At 57.0% G+C, this 18,633-nt stretch carries 22 protein-coding genes, 1 tRNA gene and 1 pseudogene; all 24 read right to left on the minus strand.

From position 1 onward, the window contains the following. Positions 1-8 precede the first annotated feature (8 nt). Entirely contained in the window at positions 9-716 is a 708-nt protein-coding gene (locus tag F591_RS0107955; RefSeq protein WP_026326448.1) for a demethylmenaquinone methyltransferase, read from the minus strand. A 5-nt stretch (positions 717-721) separates the two neighbouring features. After that, entirely contained in the window at positions 722-1,591 is an 870-nt protein-coding gene (locus F591_RS0107960) for a heptaprenyl diphosphate synthase component 1 (RefSeq protein ID WP_026326449.1), read from the minus strand. Between the two features lie 104 nt (positions 1,592-1,695). Beyond that, positions 1,696-2,220, minus strand: coding sequence for a hypothetical protein (locus F591_RS0107965; protein WP_019534067.1), 525 nt, complete (start codon positions 2,218-2,220; stop codon positions 1,696-1,698). A 116-nt stretch (positions 2,221-2,336) separates the two neighbouring features. After that, a complete protein-coding gene (gene mtrB / locus F591_RS0107970) occupies positions 2,337-2,600 on the minus strand; it encodes a trp RNA-binding attenuation protein MtrB (RefSeq protein ID WP_051109147.1) in 264 nt (87 codons plus the stop codon). A 95-nt stretch (positions 2,601-2,695) separates the two neighbouring features. After that, positions 2,696-2,772, minus strand: a tRNA-Pro gene (locus F591_RS0107975). Positions 2,773-2,909: 137 nt separating this feature from the next. Beyond that, positions 2,910-3,182: an HU family DNA-binding protein gene (locus F591_RS0107980; RefSeq protein WP_019534069.1), complete on the minus strand. Its 273-nt coding sequence runs from the start codon at positions 3,180-3,182 to the stop codon at positions 2,910-2,912. 236 nt (positions 3,183-3,418) lie between these two features. Next, positions 3,419-4,897: a stage IV sporulation protein A gene (spoIVA, locus tag F591_RS0107985; protein ID WP_019534070.1), complete on the minus strand. Its 1,479-nt coding sequence runs from the start codon at positions 4,895-4,897 to the stop codon at positions 3,419-3,421. Positions 4,898-5,143: 246 nt separating this feature from the next. Next, positions 5,144-5,890 (minus strand): hypothetical protein, encoded by a 747-nt coding sequence (locus F591_RS0107990; protein WP_019534071.1) that lies wholly within the window; start codon positions 5,888-5,890, stop codon positions 5,144-5,146. Continuing rightward, positions 5,890-6,288, minus strand: coding sequence for a 2Fe-2S iron-sulfur cluster-binding protein (locus F591_RS0107995; RefSeq protein ID WP_051109141.1), 399 nt, complete (start codon positions 6,286-6,288; stop codon positions 5,890-5,892). Before F591_RS0107995 ends, F591_RS0107990 begins: the two co-directional genes overlap by 1 nt. Further along, positions 6,285-6,917, minus strand: a complete 633-nt coding sequence (locus tag F591_RS0108000) for a nucleotidyltransferase family protein (protein ID WP_019534073.1) — start codon at positions 6,915-6,917, stop codon at positions 6,285-6,287. The genes F591_RS0107995 and F591_RS0108000 overlap by 4 nt, the downstream gene beginning before the upstream one ends. A 95-nt stretch (positions 6,918-7,012) precedes the next feature. After that, positions 7,013-7,192, minus strand: a complete 180-nt coding sequence (locus tag F591_RS0108005) for a DUF2768 family protein (RefSeq protein ID WP_026326452.1) — start codon at positions 7,190-7,192, stop codon at positions 7,013-7,015. 144 nt (positions 7,193-7,336) lie between these two features. Next, positions 7,337-7,618: a stage VI sporulation protein F gene (locus F591_RS0108010; RefSeq protein ID WP_019534075.1), complete on the minus strand. Its 282-nt coding sequence runs from the start codon at positions 7,616-7,618 to the stop codon at positions 7,337-7,339. A 131-nt stretch (positions 7,619-7,749) separates the two neighbouring features. Further along, on the minus strand, positions 7,750-8,784 hold the full coding sequence (locus F591_RS0108015; RefSeq protein WP_019534076.1) for an NAD(P)H-dependent glycerol-3-phosphate dehydrogenase: 1,035 nt from the start codon (positions 8,782-8,784) through the stop codon (positions 7,750-7,752). Between the two features lie 67 nt (positions 8,785-8,851). After that, entirely contained in the window at positions 8,852-9,448 is a 597-nt protein-coding gene (gene plsY / locus F591_RS0108020) for a glycerol-3-phosphate 1-O-acyltransferase PlsY (protein WP_019534077.1), read from the minus strand. Between the two features lie 16 nt (positions 9,449-9,464). After that, positions 9,465-10,787, minus strand: coding sequence for a ribosome biogenesis GTPase Der (der, locus tag F591_RS0108025; RefSeq protein WP_019534078.1), 1,323 nt, complete (start codon positions 10,785-10,787; stop codon positions 9,465-9,467). A gap of 95 nt (positions 10,788-10,882) precedes the next feature. Then, on the minus strand, positions 10,883-11,536 hold the full coding sequence (locus F591_RS27600; RefSeq protein WP_019534079.1) for a YphA family membrane protein: 654 nt from the start codon (positions 11,534-11,536) through the stop codon (positions 10,883-10,885). A 110-nt stretch (positions 11,537-11,646) separates the two neighbouring features. Beyond that, positions 11,647-12,696 (minus strand): type 2 isopentenyl-diphosphate Delta-isomerase, encoded by a 1,050-nt coding sequence (gene fni, locus F591_RS0108035; protein ID WP_019534080.1) that lies wholly within the window; start codon positions 12,694-12,696, stop codon positions 11,647-11,649. Between the two features lie 45 nt (positions 12,697-12,741). Next, positions 12,742-13,956, minus strand: a complete 1,215-nt coding sequence (gene rpsA, locus F591_RS0108040) for a 30S ribosomal protein S1 (RefSeq protein WP_019534081.1) — start codon at positions 13,954-13,956, stop codon at positions 12,742-12,744. Between the two features lie 85 nt (positions 13,957-14,041). After that, a complete protein-coding gene (locus F591_RS0108045; RefSeq protein WP_019534082.1) occupies positions 14,042-14,623 on the minus strand; it encodes a lysophospholipid acyltransferase family protein in 582 nt (193 codons plus the stop codon). A 3-nt stretch (positions 14,624-14,626) separates the two neighbouring features. Continuing rightward, complete coding sequence (cmk, locus tag F591_RS0108050) at positions 14,627-15,307, minus strand: (d)CMP kinase (protein WP_019534083.1); 681 nt, start codon at positions 15,305-15,307, stop codon at positions 14,627-14,629. 129 nt (positions 15,308-15,436) lie between these two features. Continuing rightward, the gene (locus tag F591_RS0108055; protein ID WP_019534084.1) at positions 15,437-15,658 is read right to left on the minus strand and encodes a hypothetical protein; all 222 of its coding nucleotides are present in this window, start codon (positions 15,656-15,658) and stop codon (positions 15,437-15,439) included. Between the two features lie 70 nt (positions 15,659-15,728). Then, positions 15,729-16,397, minus strand: a complete 669-nt coding sequence (locus F591_RS0108060; protein WP_019534085.1) for a flagellar brake protein — start codon at positions 16,395-16,397, stop codon at positions 15,729-15,731. Between the two features lie 243 nt (positions 16,398-16,640). Beyond that, positions 16,641-17,996, minus strand: a complete 1,356-nt coding sequence (gene ypeB, locus F591_RS0108065) for a germination protein YpeB (protein ID WP_019534086.1) — start codon at positions 17,994-17,996, stop codon at positions 16,641-16,643. A 419-nt stretch (positions 17,997-18,415) separates the two neighbouring features. After that, positions 18,416-18,633: pseudogene (locus tag F591_RS32245) on the minus strand (group II intron reverse transcriptase/maturase); the annotation flags it as partial.

Raw genomic sequence — 18,633 nt, forward strand, 5'->3', positions numbered from 1 at the left:
CTGAAGCCTTACTTCTTCCTCCCGATATGCACGGCGGCGATGCCCCCGGTCAGCGGATAAGCTTGGACTTCGGTCAGACCGGTTTCCCGGAAGATGGCTGCGAGCTGTTTGTGATCCGGGAAATGAACGAGCGATTCCGGGAGCCATTTGTACTGCTCGTATTTTTGCGCGATCAGCTTGCCGAGCAGCGGCAATATTTTTTGAAAATAGAAGTAATAGAGCGACTTGAACGGCTCCCAGGTCGGTTTGGACAGCTCCAGCGATACGACCAGGCCGCCCGGCTTCACCACGCGCTGCATCTCCTCGATCACTTTCACAAGATCGGGCACGTTGCGCAGCGCGAAGCCGATCGTCGCGTAATCGAACGTATTGTCCGGAAACGGCAGCTCCATGGCGTTGCCCTGGACGAGCTCGATTTGCCGCTCCAGCCCGAGCCTCGCCACCTTCTCTGCCCCGACGCTCAGCATGTTCTGGCTGAAATCGAGCCCGACCGTCCGCCCGGTGCCGCTGGCCTGGGCCAGGCTGATCGTCCAATCGCACGTGCCGCAGCATAGATCGATCGACGTGCTGCCAGGCCTTACGTTCATTTTTCTCATGGTAAAATTCCGCCAAGCCTTATGCCGGCGGAAGCTTAGAATATCGTTCATCATATCGTATTTCGGCGCAATACTTTCAAATACGGAGTGAACGAATTGCTCCTTCGATTTTGATTCCACGGCCTTCACCTCATATTCCCCCCGTCGATCCGGACGCCGGCAAGATAATGCCTGAACGGCTCGCCGATGGCCTGCAGCTCCTTGGCCAGCGTATCGGAGCCGAGCGACTGCAGCTTATCGTGCAGCTCCTGCGAACAGCGCTCGAGACGCTTGTAGAGCTCAGCGGTGACGTTATATTTATGCCACAGCGACCGCAGCTTGAGCGGGTCCAGGTTGTCCGAGCGAAGCAGCTTGGCCTCCTCCTTCGTCCCGTTCTGCATGACGTGCCAATATCCCCAGCTGTTGCGGTAATCGCCGGCCGACTCGGAGCGGACAAGCTCGGCGAGCAGCACCTCGCAGCGGGTAAACAGCCGCAGCACTTCGGGCCACAGCTTGCGGAACCGTTCCTCCAGCAAATCCGCGTAAGACAGGAACAGCTGCGACTTCGCCTCGACCGACTGGCGGATATATTCGTCAGCCGTCATCTTGAACTGCTTCATGAGCAAATACAGGTTCATCTTGATTCGGTTCGCTTCACAAATCGCGTTCGACAGCACCCCGATCAGATCGATCTGGCCGGCATGGGACAGCATATAATAAAAGCGGCTGCTGAAATAATCGCCCGCAAGCACTTTCAGCTGGCGGGAGCGGGCCGCCTTCCGTTCCTTGTCGTCGTTCGTGACGCTGACCATGTCGTGCGTGTCCAGCCCGAGCTGTACCAGCGAAGTAACGAGCGTGTACAGGTCGCTGAAGCCGGCGATCTTGGTTGATTTATTCAGGAATGCATGCAACAGACGCGTGCGGAACTCGGGAAAATGCGGCAGATCCGTATGGTTCTGGATCATATCGTACTCGATGTAAGGTCTGGCCATTTCCGGAATCCGAAAGGTGTTCATAAAGTTGAGCCTCCGAACCGAACAAAAGTTAAAGATCTCGCAATCTAAAATATTATAGCATAAACGAATCGGAAACGCATGCTCCGGCTCAATAAAATTGCACATCAGCCGGCGCTTCCGAAGCGCTCCTGCCATCTGGGCATATACGTAACCCGGTAATACGTATCGAGAAACCGCTTCAACTCTTCAGCGCTGTCCTTGCTCTTCGGCGTCTTGGTCGGCGTCCATTTCTCCCGCCTCGCATCGACGGCGGCCAGCAGCGCAGCGCTCCCCCCGGCCCGCTGCGAGCCGTCCAGGACGCGGACGAGCACCTGGTGAATATTCGTCGAGGAAGTGAACAGATGGCGGGGCAGCTCGACCAAGTCCTGCAGCGCGCTGACGGCATCGGTAGCACTTGCGGCCAGCAGGTCGACCGAAACGGTAGCGCGGCTTACCTCCACTCGGCGGATGCGCAAATGCAGCTCCGTTGCGCTCAGCACATCGACGATGTTGGCATCGGTGACCGGCTCGGCTTGCCGCATCGTGCGGAACACGGCGCTGCTCTCGTCCAGCCGGAACAGAAACGTCAGTGCGGCCGCCACGCCGATCGACAGCAGTATTGTGATAAGAAACCGGGAAAACCAGTTCATCTCGGAAACAGCGCCTCCTTGGTTCGTAAGGAAATCGCGGGAACATAGGTTGTCCTTAGCGTCTCTTATCATTCTACAACGAAAAAAAGCAGGCTATGCCTGCACGCTTTGAAAAATTATTCCTCCGTATCGATCACACCGTGCCTCGTCATAACAATCGCCTTGCCGCGCACCTTCACTGCGGACGTATGATCGGTAAACTGAGCGATCATCACTTCGCCCTTATCAAGCTTCTCCGTATGGTGAAACTTCGTATCTTGTCCTCTGGTCAGCCCGATCACCTGCACGCCGTTCTCCTTCGCCTTCACGACGAAGCATTCACCGTGTCTCCAGTCGCTTTCCACTTGCTCATCTCCCCTGCCTCTACTCTTCTTAAGCATATCATGCAAAAAATCGCTCTCAATGTCAACCGTCCCCCGCAAGCAGCGCCAGAGCACAAAAGAAAAAGACACCGCATATAACGATGTCTTCTTCATGGTCGGAGTAGCGGGATTCGAACCCACGGCCTCACCCACCCCAAGGGTGCGCGCTACCAGACTGCGCCATACCCCGAATGTGCGGCTATTTATTGGAAAGCCGACAAAGAGTATTATACATACGTCCAGCAGGTTTGTAAAGAGGTTATTTCAAAAAAATCAGACGCCCGAGGCGATCAGCCCCGGACGCCCTTCTCGCCTGTATGTAGCGAATTACTGAATGCCCTCTTTCAGCGCTTTGCCAGGCTTGAAAGCCGGAACTTTGCTCGAAGGGATCTCGATTTCTTCGCCAGTTTGCGGGTTGCGTCCTTTGCGCGCGGAGCGTTCGCGAACTTCAAAATTGCCGAACCCTACCAGCTGCACCTTATCACCGGCTTGCAGCGCTTCGGAAATGGCGTCGAATACAGCTTCAACCGCCTTGGTAGCGTCCTTCTTGGACAACTCGGTAACCTCGGCGACCTTGTTGATCAGATCGGTCTTGTTCATGCCACTCACCTCCCCCCACAGCTGACTTATCATATTACTCCTCTTTGTTCACCGTTTCGGGGCAAAATATACATGCCTTAGCCCGTATGTTCGTAAACAAGCCAAGATTATAGTAATACAGGGACGAACCGATTTCAAGTAAAAAACGAAAAATGCACCCGCGCGGAGTGCATTTCGCAAGATACGGCGAAAGAAATGGCACCATATTTTGAGGGCGCTGACGAATGCCGGATGCATTACAAAATAATCGCAATGAGGCCGCCCGAGCCTTCGTTGATGATCCGTCCCAGCGTCTCCTGTAGCTTGTAGCGCGCATTGTCCGGCATCATGGCGAGCTTTCCTTGAATGCCCTCGCGAACGATCGAATGGAGGCTGCGGCCGAAAATGTCCGACTCCCATATTTTCAGCGGGTTGTCCTCGAAGTCCTGCATCAGATAGCGGACAAGCTCCTCGCTCTGCTTCTCTGTTCCGATGATCGGGGAAAACTCGGATTCGACGTCGACGCGAATCATATGAATCGACGGCGCCGTCGCCTTCAGTCTGACACCGAATCTCGCTCCCTGGCGAATCAGTTCCGGCTCGTCGAGCGCCATCTCGGCCAGCGTCGGCGGCGCGATGCCGTAGCCCGTCGTCTTGACCATCTCCAGCGCCTCGGCAAAATGATCGTATTCCCGCTTGGCGTGAGTGAAATCCATCATCAGCTGCAGCAAATGGTCCTTGCCGCGGATCTCCACGCCGACCACTTCCATCAGAATGCGGTCGTAGAGCTCATCCGGCGCGTGCAGATCGATCTCGGCAACGCCCTGACCCATATTCATGCCGGCCAAAGCGGCGTTCTCGATAAAATCGTACTGCCGGAAATTGCTGACGACCCGGTCGACATCGCGCAGGCGGCGAATGTCCTGCACCGTTTCGCGGACCGAATTTTCAAAGCTGGAGCGGAGCCAATGGTTTTCCTCCAGCACCATCACCCAGCTCGGCAGATTGACGTTCACTTCGTGAACGGGGAATTCATAGAGCACTTCGCGCAAAACGTTCATCATATCGTCCTCAGCCATATTGGCGACGCTCATCGCCACGACCGGCACGTCGTGTTTCGCCTGCAGCTCGCTTCGCAGCTCCTGCACCGCATCGCTGTGCGGCTTGGTGGAGTTGACGATGACGATGAACGGCTTGCCGACTTCCTTCAGCTCGTCAATGATGCGCTCTTCCGCCTCCACGTAGGATTCGCGCGGAATCTCAGCGATCGAGCCGTCCGTCGTTATGACGACCCCCAGCGTAGCATGCTCCTGAATGACCTTGCGCGTGCCGATTTCGGCCGCCTCCTGGAACGGAATCGCTTCGTCGAACCAGGGCGTGTTAATCATTCGGGGGCCGTTCTCGTCTTCGTAGCCTTTTGCTCCGTCGACGACGTAACCGACGCAATCCACCAGGCGCACATTGACGTTCAGTCCTTCAGCGACATGCAGCTGTACGGCATTGTTGGGTACGAATTTCGGTTCCGTCGTCATGATCGTACGGCCTGCCGCGCTTTGCGGAAGCTCGTCGGTGGCGCGGGCGCGATCGGCTTCGTTCTGGATGTTCGGCAGCACGACCGATTCCATGAACCGTTTGATGAACGTCGATTTGCCCGTACGGACCGCCCCGACGACCCCCAGATAAATGTCTCCGCCGGTACGCTCAGCAATGTCTTTGAAGATATCCACTTTTTCCAATGAGAATCCCTCCTACTGGTTGTTTCAGGCGAAACTCGTACATGCTTCGGACTACTACCAATATATGTGCCGAGCGGACGATTATGATAGATAGGCGACATTTATTTGTCCGACTTTTGTAAGGCCCGCCTTTCGGATTGCGCCGGCTCGTGCCGTTTCCCAGCGCACAACAGTCCCATCATTGTCAAAATATATGAATCTGCCCTGACCGATATGCGATTTTTCGCCAAAAAAAGAACGGCCCCCCTATCGGGGAGCCGTCACAGGAACAGGCCGGTCATCTTGCCAGCGGTACGGGTACGAACGGGCAGGCACGAACGGATATTCCTCCACGAGCAGCGCGCGCAGGTCGTTCTCGCCGTCCAGCTTGCCCTGCAGCTGTTTGCGGTCGATGAGCCGCATGATATCGGCGGCGTAGTCGATGGCCAAGGTGCCGGATTCGTGCAGCAGGAAAGGCAGCTCCAGCTGGCGGGTATAGACGCTCGGCACCGTCTCGGCCTGACGGTTCAGCTTGGCGAAATCGACCGTCCAGAAGCCGGGAGCGACTTGTTCGCCGCGGGGCAGCTGCCCGGCGTTGTTCGCCTGGTATTCGCCTACCAGCCGCTGCAGCTCTACCGTCTTCTGGAAGGCGATCAAATCCATCATTTTGACAGTCGGCTGATGCTCCGCATCGACGATGACGTAGATCGCCGTTCCGCCGTTCTCGAAGGCGTTGGCCGGAATCGTGCTGAGATACCGGTCCTTTAACTTTTTGAAATCGATGGCATATTTCTCGTATATCGGCGTCTCTTCCTTGCTGTTTTTGATCGGCAGCACACCGGTCTTCTCCTTGTATTGGTCGATGGCGTGCTGGACGAGCAGCAAATATTCGGAGGAAGCGACCTGGTTCTCTTTGCGCAGTTCTTTGGGATACATGCAACCGCTGAGCACGAGGCAGACCAGCAGCAGCACCCCGGCGCCCCGCCAGGCGGGGGACGGGATCAAGCGTTGCATTACAGATCCTCTCCTTCAGGGTCCGGCCGGACCATATCCTGCCGCTCCCGATTTTTCTCCAGCTGGCGGCGGACGGCAGCGCGCAGCGGATCTTCCGGCACGCTCACGACGCTATCCCCCGCCACCCGCGCTTGGCAGGCCAGACGATACCCTTCGTGCCTCAGGGCCCCCAGCTTGCGCAGCTCGCCTGCCTGGGGCGGCGAAAGCGCCGAGCCTGGCGCCGCCTTGATCTTGCACATGAGACAGGCCGCGTTGCCGCCGCATCTTGTCCGTATATGCACGCGGGCTTTGGCCGCGGCCAGCAGCACGGTTGTCCCTGGACGCACCTGAGCGGACTTGCCTTCAGGCATGAACGTAATCAGCGCCTTCACGAGCTTGAAGCACTCCTTTCGTCTCATTCGCTCCCGCTGCAGCTTAAAAGCCGCTCCAGCCTGCGCCGAAGCGGGAGGCTGATCTGCTGGCGTTCCAGCAGCGACTTAAGCGCCAGCTGATGCCGCCGCGGATTCACGGAGCGGCAGTGCGCGGCGATCGCCTCGTAACGGTCCGCCCGTTCCCTCATAACGTTGAACAGGAGCTCATGGGCGAGCGGCATCAGGAGGAGCGAGGCGCCTCCGCTCCCGGCATCGGCCGCGCCGTCCGGGTCATGCCTTTCCGCCCAGCTCGCCGCCCAATCCCGGGCTTCTACTTTATATTCGCTGTCCTGGGCGAACACCTCAAAACCTCCGACGAGCTCCACCGGCACTCCGGCAATCTCGTAATGGCTCAGCAGCGAGCGGTATAAACCGCCTGCGTTCTCGGACTGGCCATCCACCGCATAAGCGCTCAGCTTGCAATGAATGTCCAGCGCGTCTGTTCGGTCGGCGTACAGATCCAGATCGCGGGGCAGCGCCGCCAGGCTCACGCCCTGCAGCATCAGCCCGGTGCTTCCGCCGACAAGCCAGGTGCACCCCGTTCCGGCCGTCAAGCCGTGAATGATTCGCAGCGCTTCGCGAAGCTTGTCCGCCGCATTCGGCCGGTTCGTTGTCATCGTTCTTCATCCTCTTGCCTGTAGTAAATAGGTTTCGCAACTTGTACTCCAGCTTAGCTGAACAACGGTTGGCCAAGCCGCGCCGATCGTTTCTTTTATAATATAGAAACAGCCATATACAGTAAAATCGGAATAAACAGCAGAAAGGCGATAATCGACAAAATGACCCGGACGATGCCAGTCGTTTTGTTCCGGGCAAAAGTAATGAGCAGCGATGCGGCAATCATCAAACCGATCGCAATGAACGAGGCCCACATTTTATCCATTGGCGACATACCGAACGATCCCATCCTTCACCGTATCATGATCATTCTCGTATTATACACAATATCGAAGCGATAGGGAAAGCCTGCTTTGCGCAAAACCAAACGCCGCAGGCGGCCCGGATCGGACCGCCTGCGGCGAATAGCGGATAGCGCTTATTTTTTGGACGAGATCATCTTGACCAGCTGCTCCATGCTGTTCTGATCGACCTTGCTGCTCTTGATCGCATGAATCAACTCTTTGATCGTCGCCTCGGATACGGGGATGTTCACCAGACTCGACACTTGCTTGATCAGCTGCCGCAGCTGAGCCTCGCTTTGCATCGTCGAAGGCTTGACGCCGCTGGCCAGCTTGTAGATGTCTTTCTCCGACACCGATTTGCCTGTTTTCTTCTTGACGATGTTCAGCACGTCTTTGGGCGTATTTTTGCCTGCCATGCTATACCTCCTCGGTCCTGAAACTGCTCAACCTTGAGTAAAGCCTGAGGTATTGTATGCATGGCGGCACGCCGCCCGTGTAGACGCATGCCCGCTAGAGGAGCAATTTCGCCAAGAGCTATGCGCTTCCGTCAGCTTCTCGGCAGAGCCGCTTCCTCCAGCTCGTGAGTGCGCACTCTGCCCATCAGATCTTCCACGGCCGCTTCGGGATCTTTCCCTTCGAACAGCACCTGATGCAGCTGCGATGTAATCGGCATCGTGATCTCGTATTGCGCGGCAAGCGTATAGGCTGCTTGCGTCGTCTTGACGCCCTCGACGACCATGCCCATACGGCTGAGCACCTCGTCCAGCGGGAGCCGCTGAGCCAGCAGCGAGCCGGCCCGCCAGTTGCGGCTGTGACGGCTCGTGCACGTCACGACCAGATCGCCGATGCCGGCAAGCCCGGCGAACGTCGGTGGATGGGCGCCCATCGCTGTGCCGAGCCTCGTTATTTCGGCCAGACCGCGGGTGAGCAGCGCCGCCTTGGCATTGTCCCCGAAGCCGAGCCCGTCGGACAGTCCGGCTCCGAGGGCGATGATGTTCTTGAGCGCGCCCCCGACCTCCACTCCGACGACATCGGGATTCGTGTACACCCTGAAATAGTGATTGATCAGCAAATCTTGCGCCTGCTCGGCAGCCTTCAGGCATTTCGCGGCCACGACGACGGTCGTCGGCTTGCGGCCGATCACTTCCTCCGCGTGGCTCGGCCCGGACAGGACGACGATTCGCTCCGGGTCATAGTCCGGCAGCTCGTCCGCCAGCACCTCGCTCATCCGCTTCAAGGACCCGCTCTCGAACCCTTTGGTCGCATGGACAACCAGCGTGCCCTGCTCCAAATAAACCCGCATTTGCCCGGCTACCTCGCGCATGGCAGAGGACGGCGCCACGACAAAGACGGCCTCGGCTCCTTTCAATGCCTCCTGCATCGATACCGTCGCCTGAATATTCGGGGAAAGCTCCGCATCGGGCAAATATTTGCTGTTATGGCGCCTAGTGTTAATATCGCGGGCCTGCGCTTCGCTGCGCGTCCAGAGCGCAACCTCGCGATGATTATCCGCAAGCACAGACGCGATCGCTGTCCCCCAACTGCCTGCCACCAATACGGCTGCTTTGCCAACTACCGGCATACGCTCCCTCCATCCAATGCGTTAGTCCGCTTGCCCTCATGACGATCTTCGCCGGGGGTAACCGCCGTCAGCCTTTCTTTTTAGCCCCCAGCTTGTTCTCTTGACCCTTGATCAGCTTGACGATGTTGCTTCTGTGCCGAATCCAGGCGAACAGGAACAGCAGCAAGCTTAAAATCCATATTTCCAGGGGCAGCTTCATAAACCAGATAAAAATCGGCAAGAGACCGGTAAACAATAATGAGCCCAAGGAAACATACCGTGTCAATACGATAGATAGAATCGCGATAATTCCGGCGTAGAGCGCCGGCCAAAAAGCGAGCGTCGCCATGACGCCGATCGTCGTGGCGATGCCTTTGCCGCCCCGAAAGCCGAAAAACACCGGCCAGTTATGCCCGGCAATGACGCTAAGCCCGCTGAGAACAGCGACCAGCGGATTGCCTCCGCTTAGCGCCTGGCCGATCAGCACGGCGCCGATGCCCTTGATTACGTCCAGCGAAAGCACCGCTATGCCCGGACCGACGCCGAGCACGCGAAGCGTGTTGGTCGCTCCCGCATTGCCGCTGCCGTGCTTGCGGATGTCGATGCCCTTCAGCACCTTGCCCGCCAGGAAACTAAAGCTGATCGAGCCCAGCAAATACCCGATCAGCATGGCTAAGATCGTCATCAAAGCTGCATCTCTCCTATTCCTCCGTCGATTTCCTGCGCGTAAACAGTCTGAGCGGCGTCCCTTCGAAACCGAACGCGGCTCTGATTCGATTCTCGAGGTAACGCTCGTAGGAGAAATGCATCAGCTCCGGATCGTTCACGAAAAACACGAATGTCGGCGGTTTCACGGCCACCTGCGTAGCGTAGTTGATTCGCAGCCGCTTGCCCTTGTCCGTTGGCGGAGGATTCATCGCCACGGCATCGGAAACGACGTCGTTCAAGAGATGCGTCGGCACCCTCATATGATGCTGTTCCGCCACCTGGTCCACGACCGGCAGCAGCTTGTGCAGCTTCTGCTTCGTCTTGGCCGACAAAAACACGATCGGAGCGTAAGTCATAAACAGAAAATGATCGCGTATTCTTTGCGAAAACTGATGCATCGTCTTGTCGTCTTTCTCGACGATATCCCATTTGTTGACGACGAAGACGGCGGCCTTCCCCGCCTCGTGGGCGTACCCGGCAATATGCTTATCCTGCTCGATGATTCCTTCCTCGCCGTTGAGGACGACAAGCACGACGTCGGCGCGCTCGATCGCTCTCATCGCCCGCATTACGCTGTATTTCTCGGTCGCCTCGTACACCTTGCCGCGCTTGCGCATGCCCGCCGTATCGATGATGACGTATTTTTGCCCGTCCTTCTCGAAGGGGGTATCGATCGCATCGCGCGTCGTTCCGGCAATATCGCTGACGATGACCCTCTCTTCCCCAAGGATGGCGTTGACCAGCGACGACTTGCCCACATTCGGACGGCCGATCAGCGCGACCTTGATGACGTCCTCGCCGTATTCGTCCGCTTCGCTTTCCGGGAAGTGCCGGATCACCTCGTCCAGCAAATCGCCGAGGCCCGTACCGTGGGCTCCCGAGATGCCTACAACGTCGCCGAAGCCGAGGCTGTAGAATTCGTATATGTCGTCCTGCCGCTGCAAATTATCGACCTTGTTGGCGGCGACGATGACCGGCTTCTTGGCGCGGTAGAGCATTTGCGCCACCTCGCTGTCTGCCGGCGTAATGCCGGCCTTGGCGTCGACCATAAAGACGATGACGTCCGCCTCCTCAATCGCCAGCTCCGCCTGCATGCGGACAGAGCGCATGATTTCATCGTCGCCCTCAATCTCGATACCGCCCGTATCGATGACGCTGAACTGTCGATTCAGCCATTCGCCGGTTCCGTACAACCGGTCCCGGGTCACTCCCGGTTTATCTTCCACGATCGCCAGCTTGTCCCCGATAATGCGGTTAAATATTGTCGATTTCCCCACATTCGGACGCCCGACGATCGCTACGATCGGTTTGGCCATGATCCTGCTTCATTCCCTTCATCGTACGCCTGCATCTCAAGCTCCGAGATTATATCATAGCAAAAAGTGGTTCGCAAGTAAATGCAGCCTGCCGTCTAAGCGGTCTTGTCCGGCTCCCCGCCCCCTTGTTTCGATCTGCGGATTCGCCCCAGCGCAAACCCGGCCGCTTTCCTCATCGCTGCTCCGACCGACTGCAAAGCAAGCGACAATCCGCGCGACACCGCCACCGTCATCCACCACATGTCTTGAAAGCCCGGGCCGCCGATATCATGCGGCACCTGAGCCCGGTGCGCATACCAATGCAGCCATTCCCCGCCGACAAGGCCGAGCGACAAGGCGGCTAACTGCGCAGCCGGGGATTTGAGCAGCACGGCGGACATTAGTCCGAGATACAGAGCGACCGTCCACTCTGCATTCATGACCATGATCGCGGGCGCGATATGCACGGTCTCCAGCAGAAAGAAGGCTACCGAAGCGAGCAGCATCGAGACCGACACTATATGAAGCTGATACAGACGGCGCTCCGTCCGGTACAGCACGAAGAGAGCCATTCCCGCCAATATCGGAATGCTGCCGTACATTCGCGCCTCCCCTGTCGGCAATCGGCAAGGCGCCAGCGTAAACCACAGCATAAAAAAAAGAAGCAGGCTCCGATGAGCGATACCTCTTATAATTGTATCCTTCCAGCCGCTGGCCAGCAAAATCAGCGTTACGACAATAAGCAGCAAGGACATATACCCCGGATTCATCCGCTTCACCTTACAGATCTGATATTCGGCGCACCATGCTTCGCAAGCAAAATCATGTCCCGACATGTCTTAGTATGGCTGCGTCTATCCGGTTTTACTCTCTATGTCATTCATCCCTTTCTCTGGGCAAAAGCGCTGATCGGTATGCCGCGCGCCTCGCACCACTGCGCCGATTCGCCGCTCACGACGAGCGGCGTCCGCTGCAGGGCGGAGACAGACGAGGCGCCGAGCGCGGTCATCACGAGCCGCATTTCGTCATGAATCTCTCTGATTTTATCGATCAGGGCAGCCGTGCCTTCGCTGCGCAGCGCCTGTAAGAGCGCGCCCGCCATTCCGGCAGCCGACGCCCCCAAGGCCAGCGCCTTGCATACGTCGAGGCCGCTGCGCATGCCGCCTGAGGCAATGAGCGTCAAGCGCTCCGGCCGGTCGAGGCGGCTCCGCGCGTCAAGCGCCTCCAGCAATGCGACGCTCGTTTTGCAGCCCCAGTCATTGAGCCAGGCGAGCGGCGCCTCTCTGCGGGCATTCTCGATAGCGGCGAAATTCGTGCCACCTGCGCCGCCGACATCGACGATCCGGATGCCCGCTCTCCATAACCGCTCGACGGATTCGCGGGCGATGCCGAAGCCGACCTCCTTGACGATGACGGGGACGGGCAAGCTTTCGGCAATAGCCTGAATGCGTTCAAGCCTGCCCCGGAAATCGCGGTCTCCCTCCGGCATGATGAGCTCCTGCATCGCATTGAGATGAATTTGCAGCGCGTCGGCGCGCAGCATCTCGACCGCTCTCATCGCTTCGTCGACCGTCGCCTCGCCGCCCAAATTGCCGAAGACGAGACCGTCCGGATTGACGCTTCGGACGACGCGATAGCTGGCAGCCAGGTCGGGATTGCGGATCGCTGCCATCTGCGAGCCGACCGCCATGGCGATGCCCGTCTCTCGCGCGGCAACGGCAAGCTCCCGGTTGATCGCTTCCGTCTCCGGAGCCCCTCCGGTCATGGCATTAATAAGAATCGGCGAGCTCATCGCGAGCTCGCCGATTCGGGTATGCAGCGAAATGCCGTCCAGATGGGCTTCAGGAAGCGCATTGGGCACGAACGCGATATCGCTCATCCCCTGCTCGCCGCTTTGGCCAAGCTTCAGGGCATGGCGGATATGCTCCATCTTCCTTGATATACGCAAAGCCTGTTCCCTCTTTCGAATGGCCTCTTATTTGAACTTGCTCAGCTTATCGCCGAAACGCTCGCCGAGCGTCAGGCTAAGGCCCTGGTTCTCTTCCTGCGCCTGAGCGTCCTTCCGCGGCGCTCTATCTTGTCTCGGCTCGCGCGCAGGCGCTTCTTCCGTCTCCTTGATGCTGAGGGAAATCCGCTTTTCGTCCGGATTCATATCCAGCACCTTCACCTTAACCTCTTGACCTTCCTTCAGAACCTCGAACGGAGTGGCTACATGGCGATGAGCGATTTGCGAGACGTGCACAAGCCCTTCGACGCCCGGATACACTTCGACGAAAGCGCCGAACTGAACAAGCCGTTTGACCGTGCCGGTCACGATGTCGCCGGTCTGAATCTCGCCTTTTACTTTCTCCCAAGGCCCCGGCTCCGTTGCCTTGATGCTGAGCGAGATGCGCTCGTTAGCCGGATCGACCTTCAGCACCTTCACCTTCACTTGGTCGCCTTCCTTGACTACCTCGGACGGCGTCTCTACGTGATGCCATGCCATCTCGGAAATATGCACGAGTCCGTCCACGCCGCCGATATCGACGAATGCACCGAACTGGGTCAGACGCTGCACCGTTCCGGTCAGCTCCTGGCCAACTTGAATACTGGAGAGCACCTCTTGCTTCTTCGCTTCAAACTCCTCGTCCAGCACGTCCTTTTGGGAAAGGATGACTTTGTTCTTCTCGCGATCCATCTCTTTCACGCGGAGGCGCAGCGTACGGCCTTTGTAATCGCTGAAATCCTCGACGAAGTTGCGCTCGACCATGGAAGCCGGCACGAATCCGCGCAGACCGATGTCGACGACAAGGCCGCCCTTAACGACTTCGGCCACTTTCGCTTCGAGGATCGTCTTATTCTCCATATCGGCAGCGAGCTTTTCCCATGCTTTCTCGCTGTCGACGGCGCGTTTGGACAGGACGAGCTTCTCCTTGTTGTCGTCGATCGTTACGACCTTAAGCTCAACCTCCTGGCCTTCCTGCAGCGATTCCGCAGGATTATCGACAGAGACGTTGGACAATTCGCGAGCCGGAATCACCCCGTCGTATTTATAGCCGACGTCGACGATCACTTGATCGGCCTCGACTTTGACGATCTTGCCTGTGACGATATCCCCCTTCTTCAGGAACTTGACATCGGCCATCGATTCCTCTTGGGATACCTCTCCCGTTTCGGCTTGAACGTTTTCCATTTTGAACTCATCAGACATGTCCAGTACCCTCCTTGGCAACATCAAACGACTTGTATAGTATTTGGATTGAAAAAGACATTTTTCTAAAGTATTCCACGAATTCTCATTTCGATTCGTGCTGTGCAGCCAGTTTGCGAATCTCGCTCATGATCCGCTCCGTCGCTTGTTCCAGCCGATCTGAACCGCCTTCAGCGAAATCGCTTAAATCGACGGGCCGCCCGTAGACGACCTTCATCGGACGGAAAGGCTTATAATCACCTATGATAGCTGCCGGAATGACCGTCGCGCCGGATTTGATCGCCAGGCTGGCTGCTCCCTTCTTCCCCATGCCTCCCGCATTATGCCGCGAGCCTTCGGGAAAGATGCCCATGACGTGTCCATCTCTCAAGAGGGAAAGGGACAGTCGGATCGATTCTTTGCTGACGCCGCCGCGCTTGACGGGAAAAGCGCCCAAAGCAGTAATCGCTTTGCCCAGCACGGGAATGTCGAACAACTCCGCCTTCGCCATATAATGAACCTTACGCTCCAGGGCAACGCCCAGAAGCGGGGGATCCCAATTGCTGCGGTGATTCGCGCAAAGCACGACGCCGCCCTCGGCCGGAATATTCTCCATTCCGAAGGCCCGGAATCGGAACATAACGGCAAACATGATCCGGAACACGGAACGCATAACCCCATAAAACATAGGTCAGCTCCCTCCACCAACGCGCGTTCTGCACAAATCGAGAATGCGTTCCACCACTTCGGGAATTTCCATCGCGGAGGAATCGATCAGCACAGCGTCCGGCGCCTTCACAAGCGGTGAAGCTTCGCGCTGCTCGTCCATTTTGTCCCGTCTGGCAATCTCCTGCTCCAGCTGTTCCAGACTCATTCCCTGCTGCGCCCCGCCAAGTTCCCGAAACCGGCGTTCCGCCCGAATCCGCACGCTGGCGGTCAAAAAGACTTTGAGCTCAGCATCGGGAAGCACCTGGCTGCCAATGTCCCGTCCGTCCATCACGACGCCTTTGTCCTTGGCCAGCTCCTTCTGCTTCGCCGTCAACAATCGTCTGATTTCGGGGATTGACGAAACTCGTGAAACATGACTCGTTACTTCGCGCGAACGAATCTCTCTCGTAACATCTATCCCGTCCACAAACACTTGCTGCCCGTTCTCGCCGGGTACGAGCCGAAGCTCGATCCGCTCCGTCAAAGCGATCATCTCGGCTGTCTGCTCGGGCGTAAGCCCTTCCTGCAGAACGCGCCAAGTGACGGCCCGGTACATAGCCCCGGTATCGACGTACACAAAGCCGAGCGCTTCGGCGACGAGCCGGGCTACCGTGCTCTTCCCCGCTCCCGCCGGTCCGTCGATTGCGATGTTAAACTTATTCAAGATGCGGCCTCCTACACAAAAATAAAGCGGACGGGCCTTTGAAATCAAACAGGCCGAAAGCCTACGAACAAAGAAAATTATACCATAGATCGGGAGGGGATTGCAAAACCGCGCTCGGAAAAGCGGCGCCTATTCTCCGGCCGATCTGGTATAAGGAATTCCTTCCATTCGTTCGACTTCAACAAGCAGATAACGTATTTTCGGGTTTTGCAGCAAAAGCTGGGCCAGAACGAGCGCCGTCAGCAGGACGACCGCGGCTCGGATCAACATCTTCTCCACCTTGGAGGAAAATAACGCGAACGCCCGCGCATAGCGTCGCTGCGCTCTGCCATGCTCGCTTCGATGTCTCATAAGGAAACACTCCGATGCTTTTTTGCTGAATTTTCAATATAGTGTCCCCGAACCCGTCCATTGTATTCCATTATTTTTCAGGCGCTAATTTGCGCAGTTCCAGCTGCCTATCGAAGCAGTACCGGATGATCTTTTCCCGGTCCTTCTCCGCAATTTCCGAGTAGCGGGTTACGATCCTCTGCTTGTCCGAATCGGCTAGCGGCTCCATGCGCACGATCTCGCAGCGAAACGGTATATGATCGGGCTGCTGGTTCTTGCCCGGCATAAGCAGCCAGCAGCTGACGGATTGACCGGTCTCGGCGGAGATGCTCTTGTCGCAAACGAAGGAGATGCCGCCGCCGCTAATGTTATCGGTCAATGCGACGCATTGCGGCTGGCCGTCGATGCTTGCCGCAAGCTCCAGGTTGGCCGGCACCCGCACGAACTGGCGGCGCTGCACCCGCACCACGCTCTCCGGGGCAGGCGTCTGCAGATGAACAAGGCGCACCGCGTCCTCCGAAAACCCGATTACCGTGGTGCGGAAGCTATACTTGATACCGTCCTCCGTCACGTAATAGGCCGCCAGCTCGTCGCCATGACGCAGCCTCGTCCATTGGCCTGTAGCGGTATTGATCGGGATCTCAATGCATATTCGCGTATCGTCCGCTTCGGCAATTCGGGCTTTATGCTCCTGCTTCGCTTCCTCGTCGCCGAACGATAGAACCTGAAGATGGAGGATCTGGTTGATTCTTGGCAGCAAATGGGCTCACCTCCTCTTTTCCGGACCGCCTCGCGTTATAGACGCCTATGACGAACGAATCCTTCATCATCGGCCGTCACCTTTGGTAGCTGAACATTTGCTGACAATCATCATCAAATGATCAGGATAGATTCATTATAGCACGAGTGGTAAATATGGAAAGCATAAAAAAAGAGGCCCGGCCAAAAGCGAGATTTTCGCTCCCGGCTGACAGCCTCTTGCCTAACGTCCCTTCAAGTGCCCTTACTTGCTGACCTCAGCTTCCTCCTCACGCAGCGTATCGATCTTTTCCTCCGCACCCGTATCGGCGTTCACATAAATCCGGTATACTGCGCCGTTCGAACGGCCCTTGAACTGGTAGCACAGCACTTCCTGGTCGACCTCGTTCTTGATCAGCGCTTTTTCCACGTTTTCGATTTGGAAGTTCGCCCCCAGCGTCTTTTTGGCTTCCTCGACGGTCAGCTTCGGTGCGGGAAGCTGGCGGTCTTTTTTGCCGAAAGCGTAATCCGTAGCCTCAAGACCGGTCACTTCGCCGTTGTCCAGCGCAACCTTGACAGCGACCTTCTCGACATAATTGATCACATCGTTCGTTCTGGAAGCAAACGTAATGCTTGCGGTGTTGTTGTATTCGTCATAGCTGACCGCGGTCATATTTTTGTAGTTGTGATCGTCCAGAAATTGAGCCGCGATGTCTCTGGCTTGCCGCAAATCCAGTTTTTTCTCCCCGACGTCCCGCGTGCCGGAGAACCAGAGCAGGTGCCCTCCCTGCTTCGAGTAGTCCATATAAATATTGTCGTTGCCGCCGGGTCCCGGCACCGTTACGCTGTAGGCCTGATATTCCGTGCCCGCCCCGTCTTCGACAACCTGAATGCCGGAGGTGTCGCGGATACCGAGAAATTGCGCTGCCTTCTGCTTGATTTCCTCCGGAGTCGTCGGAGCGCCGGAGAGCATGGAGATGTTGCGCTTGTGGTACATGCTCATGACCGCAGGACTCCATTCGATTTCCGGAAACTCCGCCACCTTCTTGTCCACCGTCGCGAAGCCGTCGATGATCACATTGTCGTGCGGCCCGTTCTTCGAGGCGAGCGCGATTTCGACGTCCATCCAGCGCAAATTGTTCGCCAGCACCTTGGACTGCGTCTTTCTCAGCTCCTGGGCGATTTCCTTGGAATGGTTGTACAGCGTATTGAGCGTTTTCAACTCGCCCTCGTCAAGCGGAGTTTTGCTCAAATCGCGCACCGCCGCCCGGTAAGCAAAATTGGACATATTGGCCAGAAACTCTTCCGTCTTGTTGAACGGCAGCAGCGTCAAGGGCAGCTGGGAAATCTCCCCCTGGGCCTGGCTCGTGATGCGCCACACGTTAATCAGGCCCTTCTTGTAAGCGTCCTGAGAGGTGGCATTCAGCGCCAGCGTCCTGCCCAGCTCGTCGTGCAGCTTGTCCATGTGATAGCTCAAATCATGGAAAGCACGCTGATAGTGGTTTTCCGCTTTAATCAAAATCGAGTTCTTCTCCTGGTGCTCGAGATATCCCCACACCCCCGTGCCGATCAAGGCAACGAGCAAGATCGGGAACATGACGGAGCTCAATCTTTTGTACATGCGCGTGCAATCTCCCTTCATCAGCAAAACTTGGGCTTAGTTTTCGTTGAAGTCGCACGCTTTATGCAAGGCTCTTTGCCCGCTTTGCAAGACATATTCTAAAGACTTTTTGGGGGACTAAAAAAGACCTTGCGTTCGGCAAAGTCCTTTATTGTTTAAACCTATACAATTCTGCTGGGAAACTCAGCCGGCGGCTCCGTGCTCCGCATCAGCGCAGCCCCTCCCCGGGCACATGGGACGGCCCGCTCTCCAATCATCTGCTTGGCCGCCCCTCCCCGGGCTCACCTGGGCACATGAAGCGACGAATCCTGCAAAAAATGCAACATTTTCCGCCCCCTTCGCACCAGAGGAAGGGTAATGTAGAGTGAAGGGCTGGGGGTACCAGCCCCTCCTCATCAAACCGTACGTGAAGTTTTCCCTCATACGGCTTTCCGACGTTCTTCACCTTGGACAGTACGTTTGCCCCAAATTGCGACGGTTTTCAGACCCGCCATCCGAAGTAATTCGAACACATTTACCTGACTGGCTCTCCTCTTCTTGTGTTTTCTGTTCCACCACAGACTTATTCTTCTGCGGATATGCCAGTCCACTTTGGTCAGGAATCGGTTTGCCATGGTCGGGTCTATGCTCGCGTAGT

This window comes from Paenibacillus ginsengihumi DSM 21568, assembly GCF_000380965.1.
Taxonomy (GTDB): Bacteria; Bacillota; Bacilli; order Paenibacillales; family NBRC-103111; genus Paenibacillus_G; species Paenibacillus_G ginsengihumi.

Bases quoted from the DNA above. Each gene is read 5' to 3' on its own strand.
- mtrB (WP_051109147.1), bottom strand. From the start codon at position 2,600: ATGCTTAAGAAGAGTAGAGGCAGGGGAGATGAGCAAGTGGAAAGCGAC.
- plsY (WP_019534077.1), bottom strand. From the start codon at position 9,448: ATGACGATCTTAGCCATGCTGATCGGGTATTTGCTGGGCTCGATCAGC.
- F591_RS0107980 (WP_019534069.1), bottom strand. From the start codon at position 3,182: ATGAACAAGACCGATCTGATCAACAAGGTCGCCGAGGTTACCGAGTTG.
- ypeB (WP_019534086.1), bottom strand. From the start codon at position 17,996: ATGTACAAAAGATTGAGCTCCGTCATGTTCCCGATCTTGCTCGTTGCC.
- F591_RS0107995 (WP_051109141.1), bottom strand. From the start codon at position 6,288: ATGAGACGAAAGGAGTGCTTCAAGCTCGTGAAGGCGCTGATTACGTTC.
- F591_RS0108010 (WP_019534075.1), bottom strand. From the start codon at position 7,618: ATGGCAGGCAAAAATACGCCCAAAGACGTGCTGAACATCGTCAAGAAG.
- fni (WP_019534080.1), bottom strand. From the start codon at position 12,696: ATGGAGCATATCCGCCATGCCCTGAAGCTTGGCCAAAGCGGCGAGCAG.
- F591_RS0108000 (WP_019534073.1), bottom strand. From the start codon at position 6,917: ATGACAACGAACCGGCCGAATGCGGCGGACAAGCTTCGCGAAGCGCTG.
- der (WP_019534078.1), bottom strand. From the start codon at position 10,787: ATGGCCAAACCGATCGTAGCGATCGTCGGGCGTCCGAATGTGGGGAAA.
- F591_RS0108005 (WP_026326452.1), bottom strand. From the start codon at position 7,192: ATGTCGCCAATGGATAAAATGTGGGCCTCGTTCATTGCGATCGGTTTG.
- F591_RS0107960 (WP_026326449.1), bottom strand. From the start codon at position 1,591: ATGAACACCTTTCGGATTCCGGAAATGGCCAGACCTTACATCGAGTAC.
- F591_RS0108045 (WP_019534082.1), bottom strand. From the start codon at position 14,623: ATGTTTTATGGGGTTATGCGTTCCGTGTTCCGGATCATGTTTGCCGTT.
- F591_RS0108055 (WP_019534084.1), bottom strand. From the start codon at position 15,658: ATGAGACATCGAAGCGAGCATGGCAGAGCGCAGCGACGCTATGCGCGG.
- F591_RS0108015 (WP_019534076.1), bottom strand. From the start codon at position 8,784: ATGCCGGTAGTTGGCAAAGCAGCCGTATTGGTGGCAGGCAGTTGGGGG.
- F591_RS0107965 (WP_019534067.1), bottom strand. From the start codon at position 2,220: ATGAACTGGTTTTCCCGGTTTCTTATCACAATACTGCTGTCGATCGGC.
- rpsA (WP_019534081.1), bottom strand. From the start codon at position 13,956: ATGTCTGATGAGTTCAAAATGGAAAACGTTCAAGCCGAAACGGGAGAG.
- F591_RS27600 (WP_019534079.1), bottom strand. From the start codon at position 11,536: ATGAATCCGGGGTATATGTCCTTGCTGCTTATTGTCGTAACGCTGATT.
- F591_RS0107990 (WP_019534071.1), bottom strand. From the start codon at position 5,890: ATGCAACGCTTGATCCCGTCCCCCGCCTGGCGGGGCGCCGGGGTGCTG.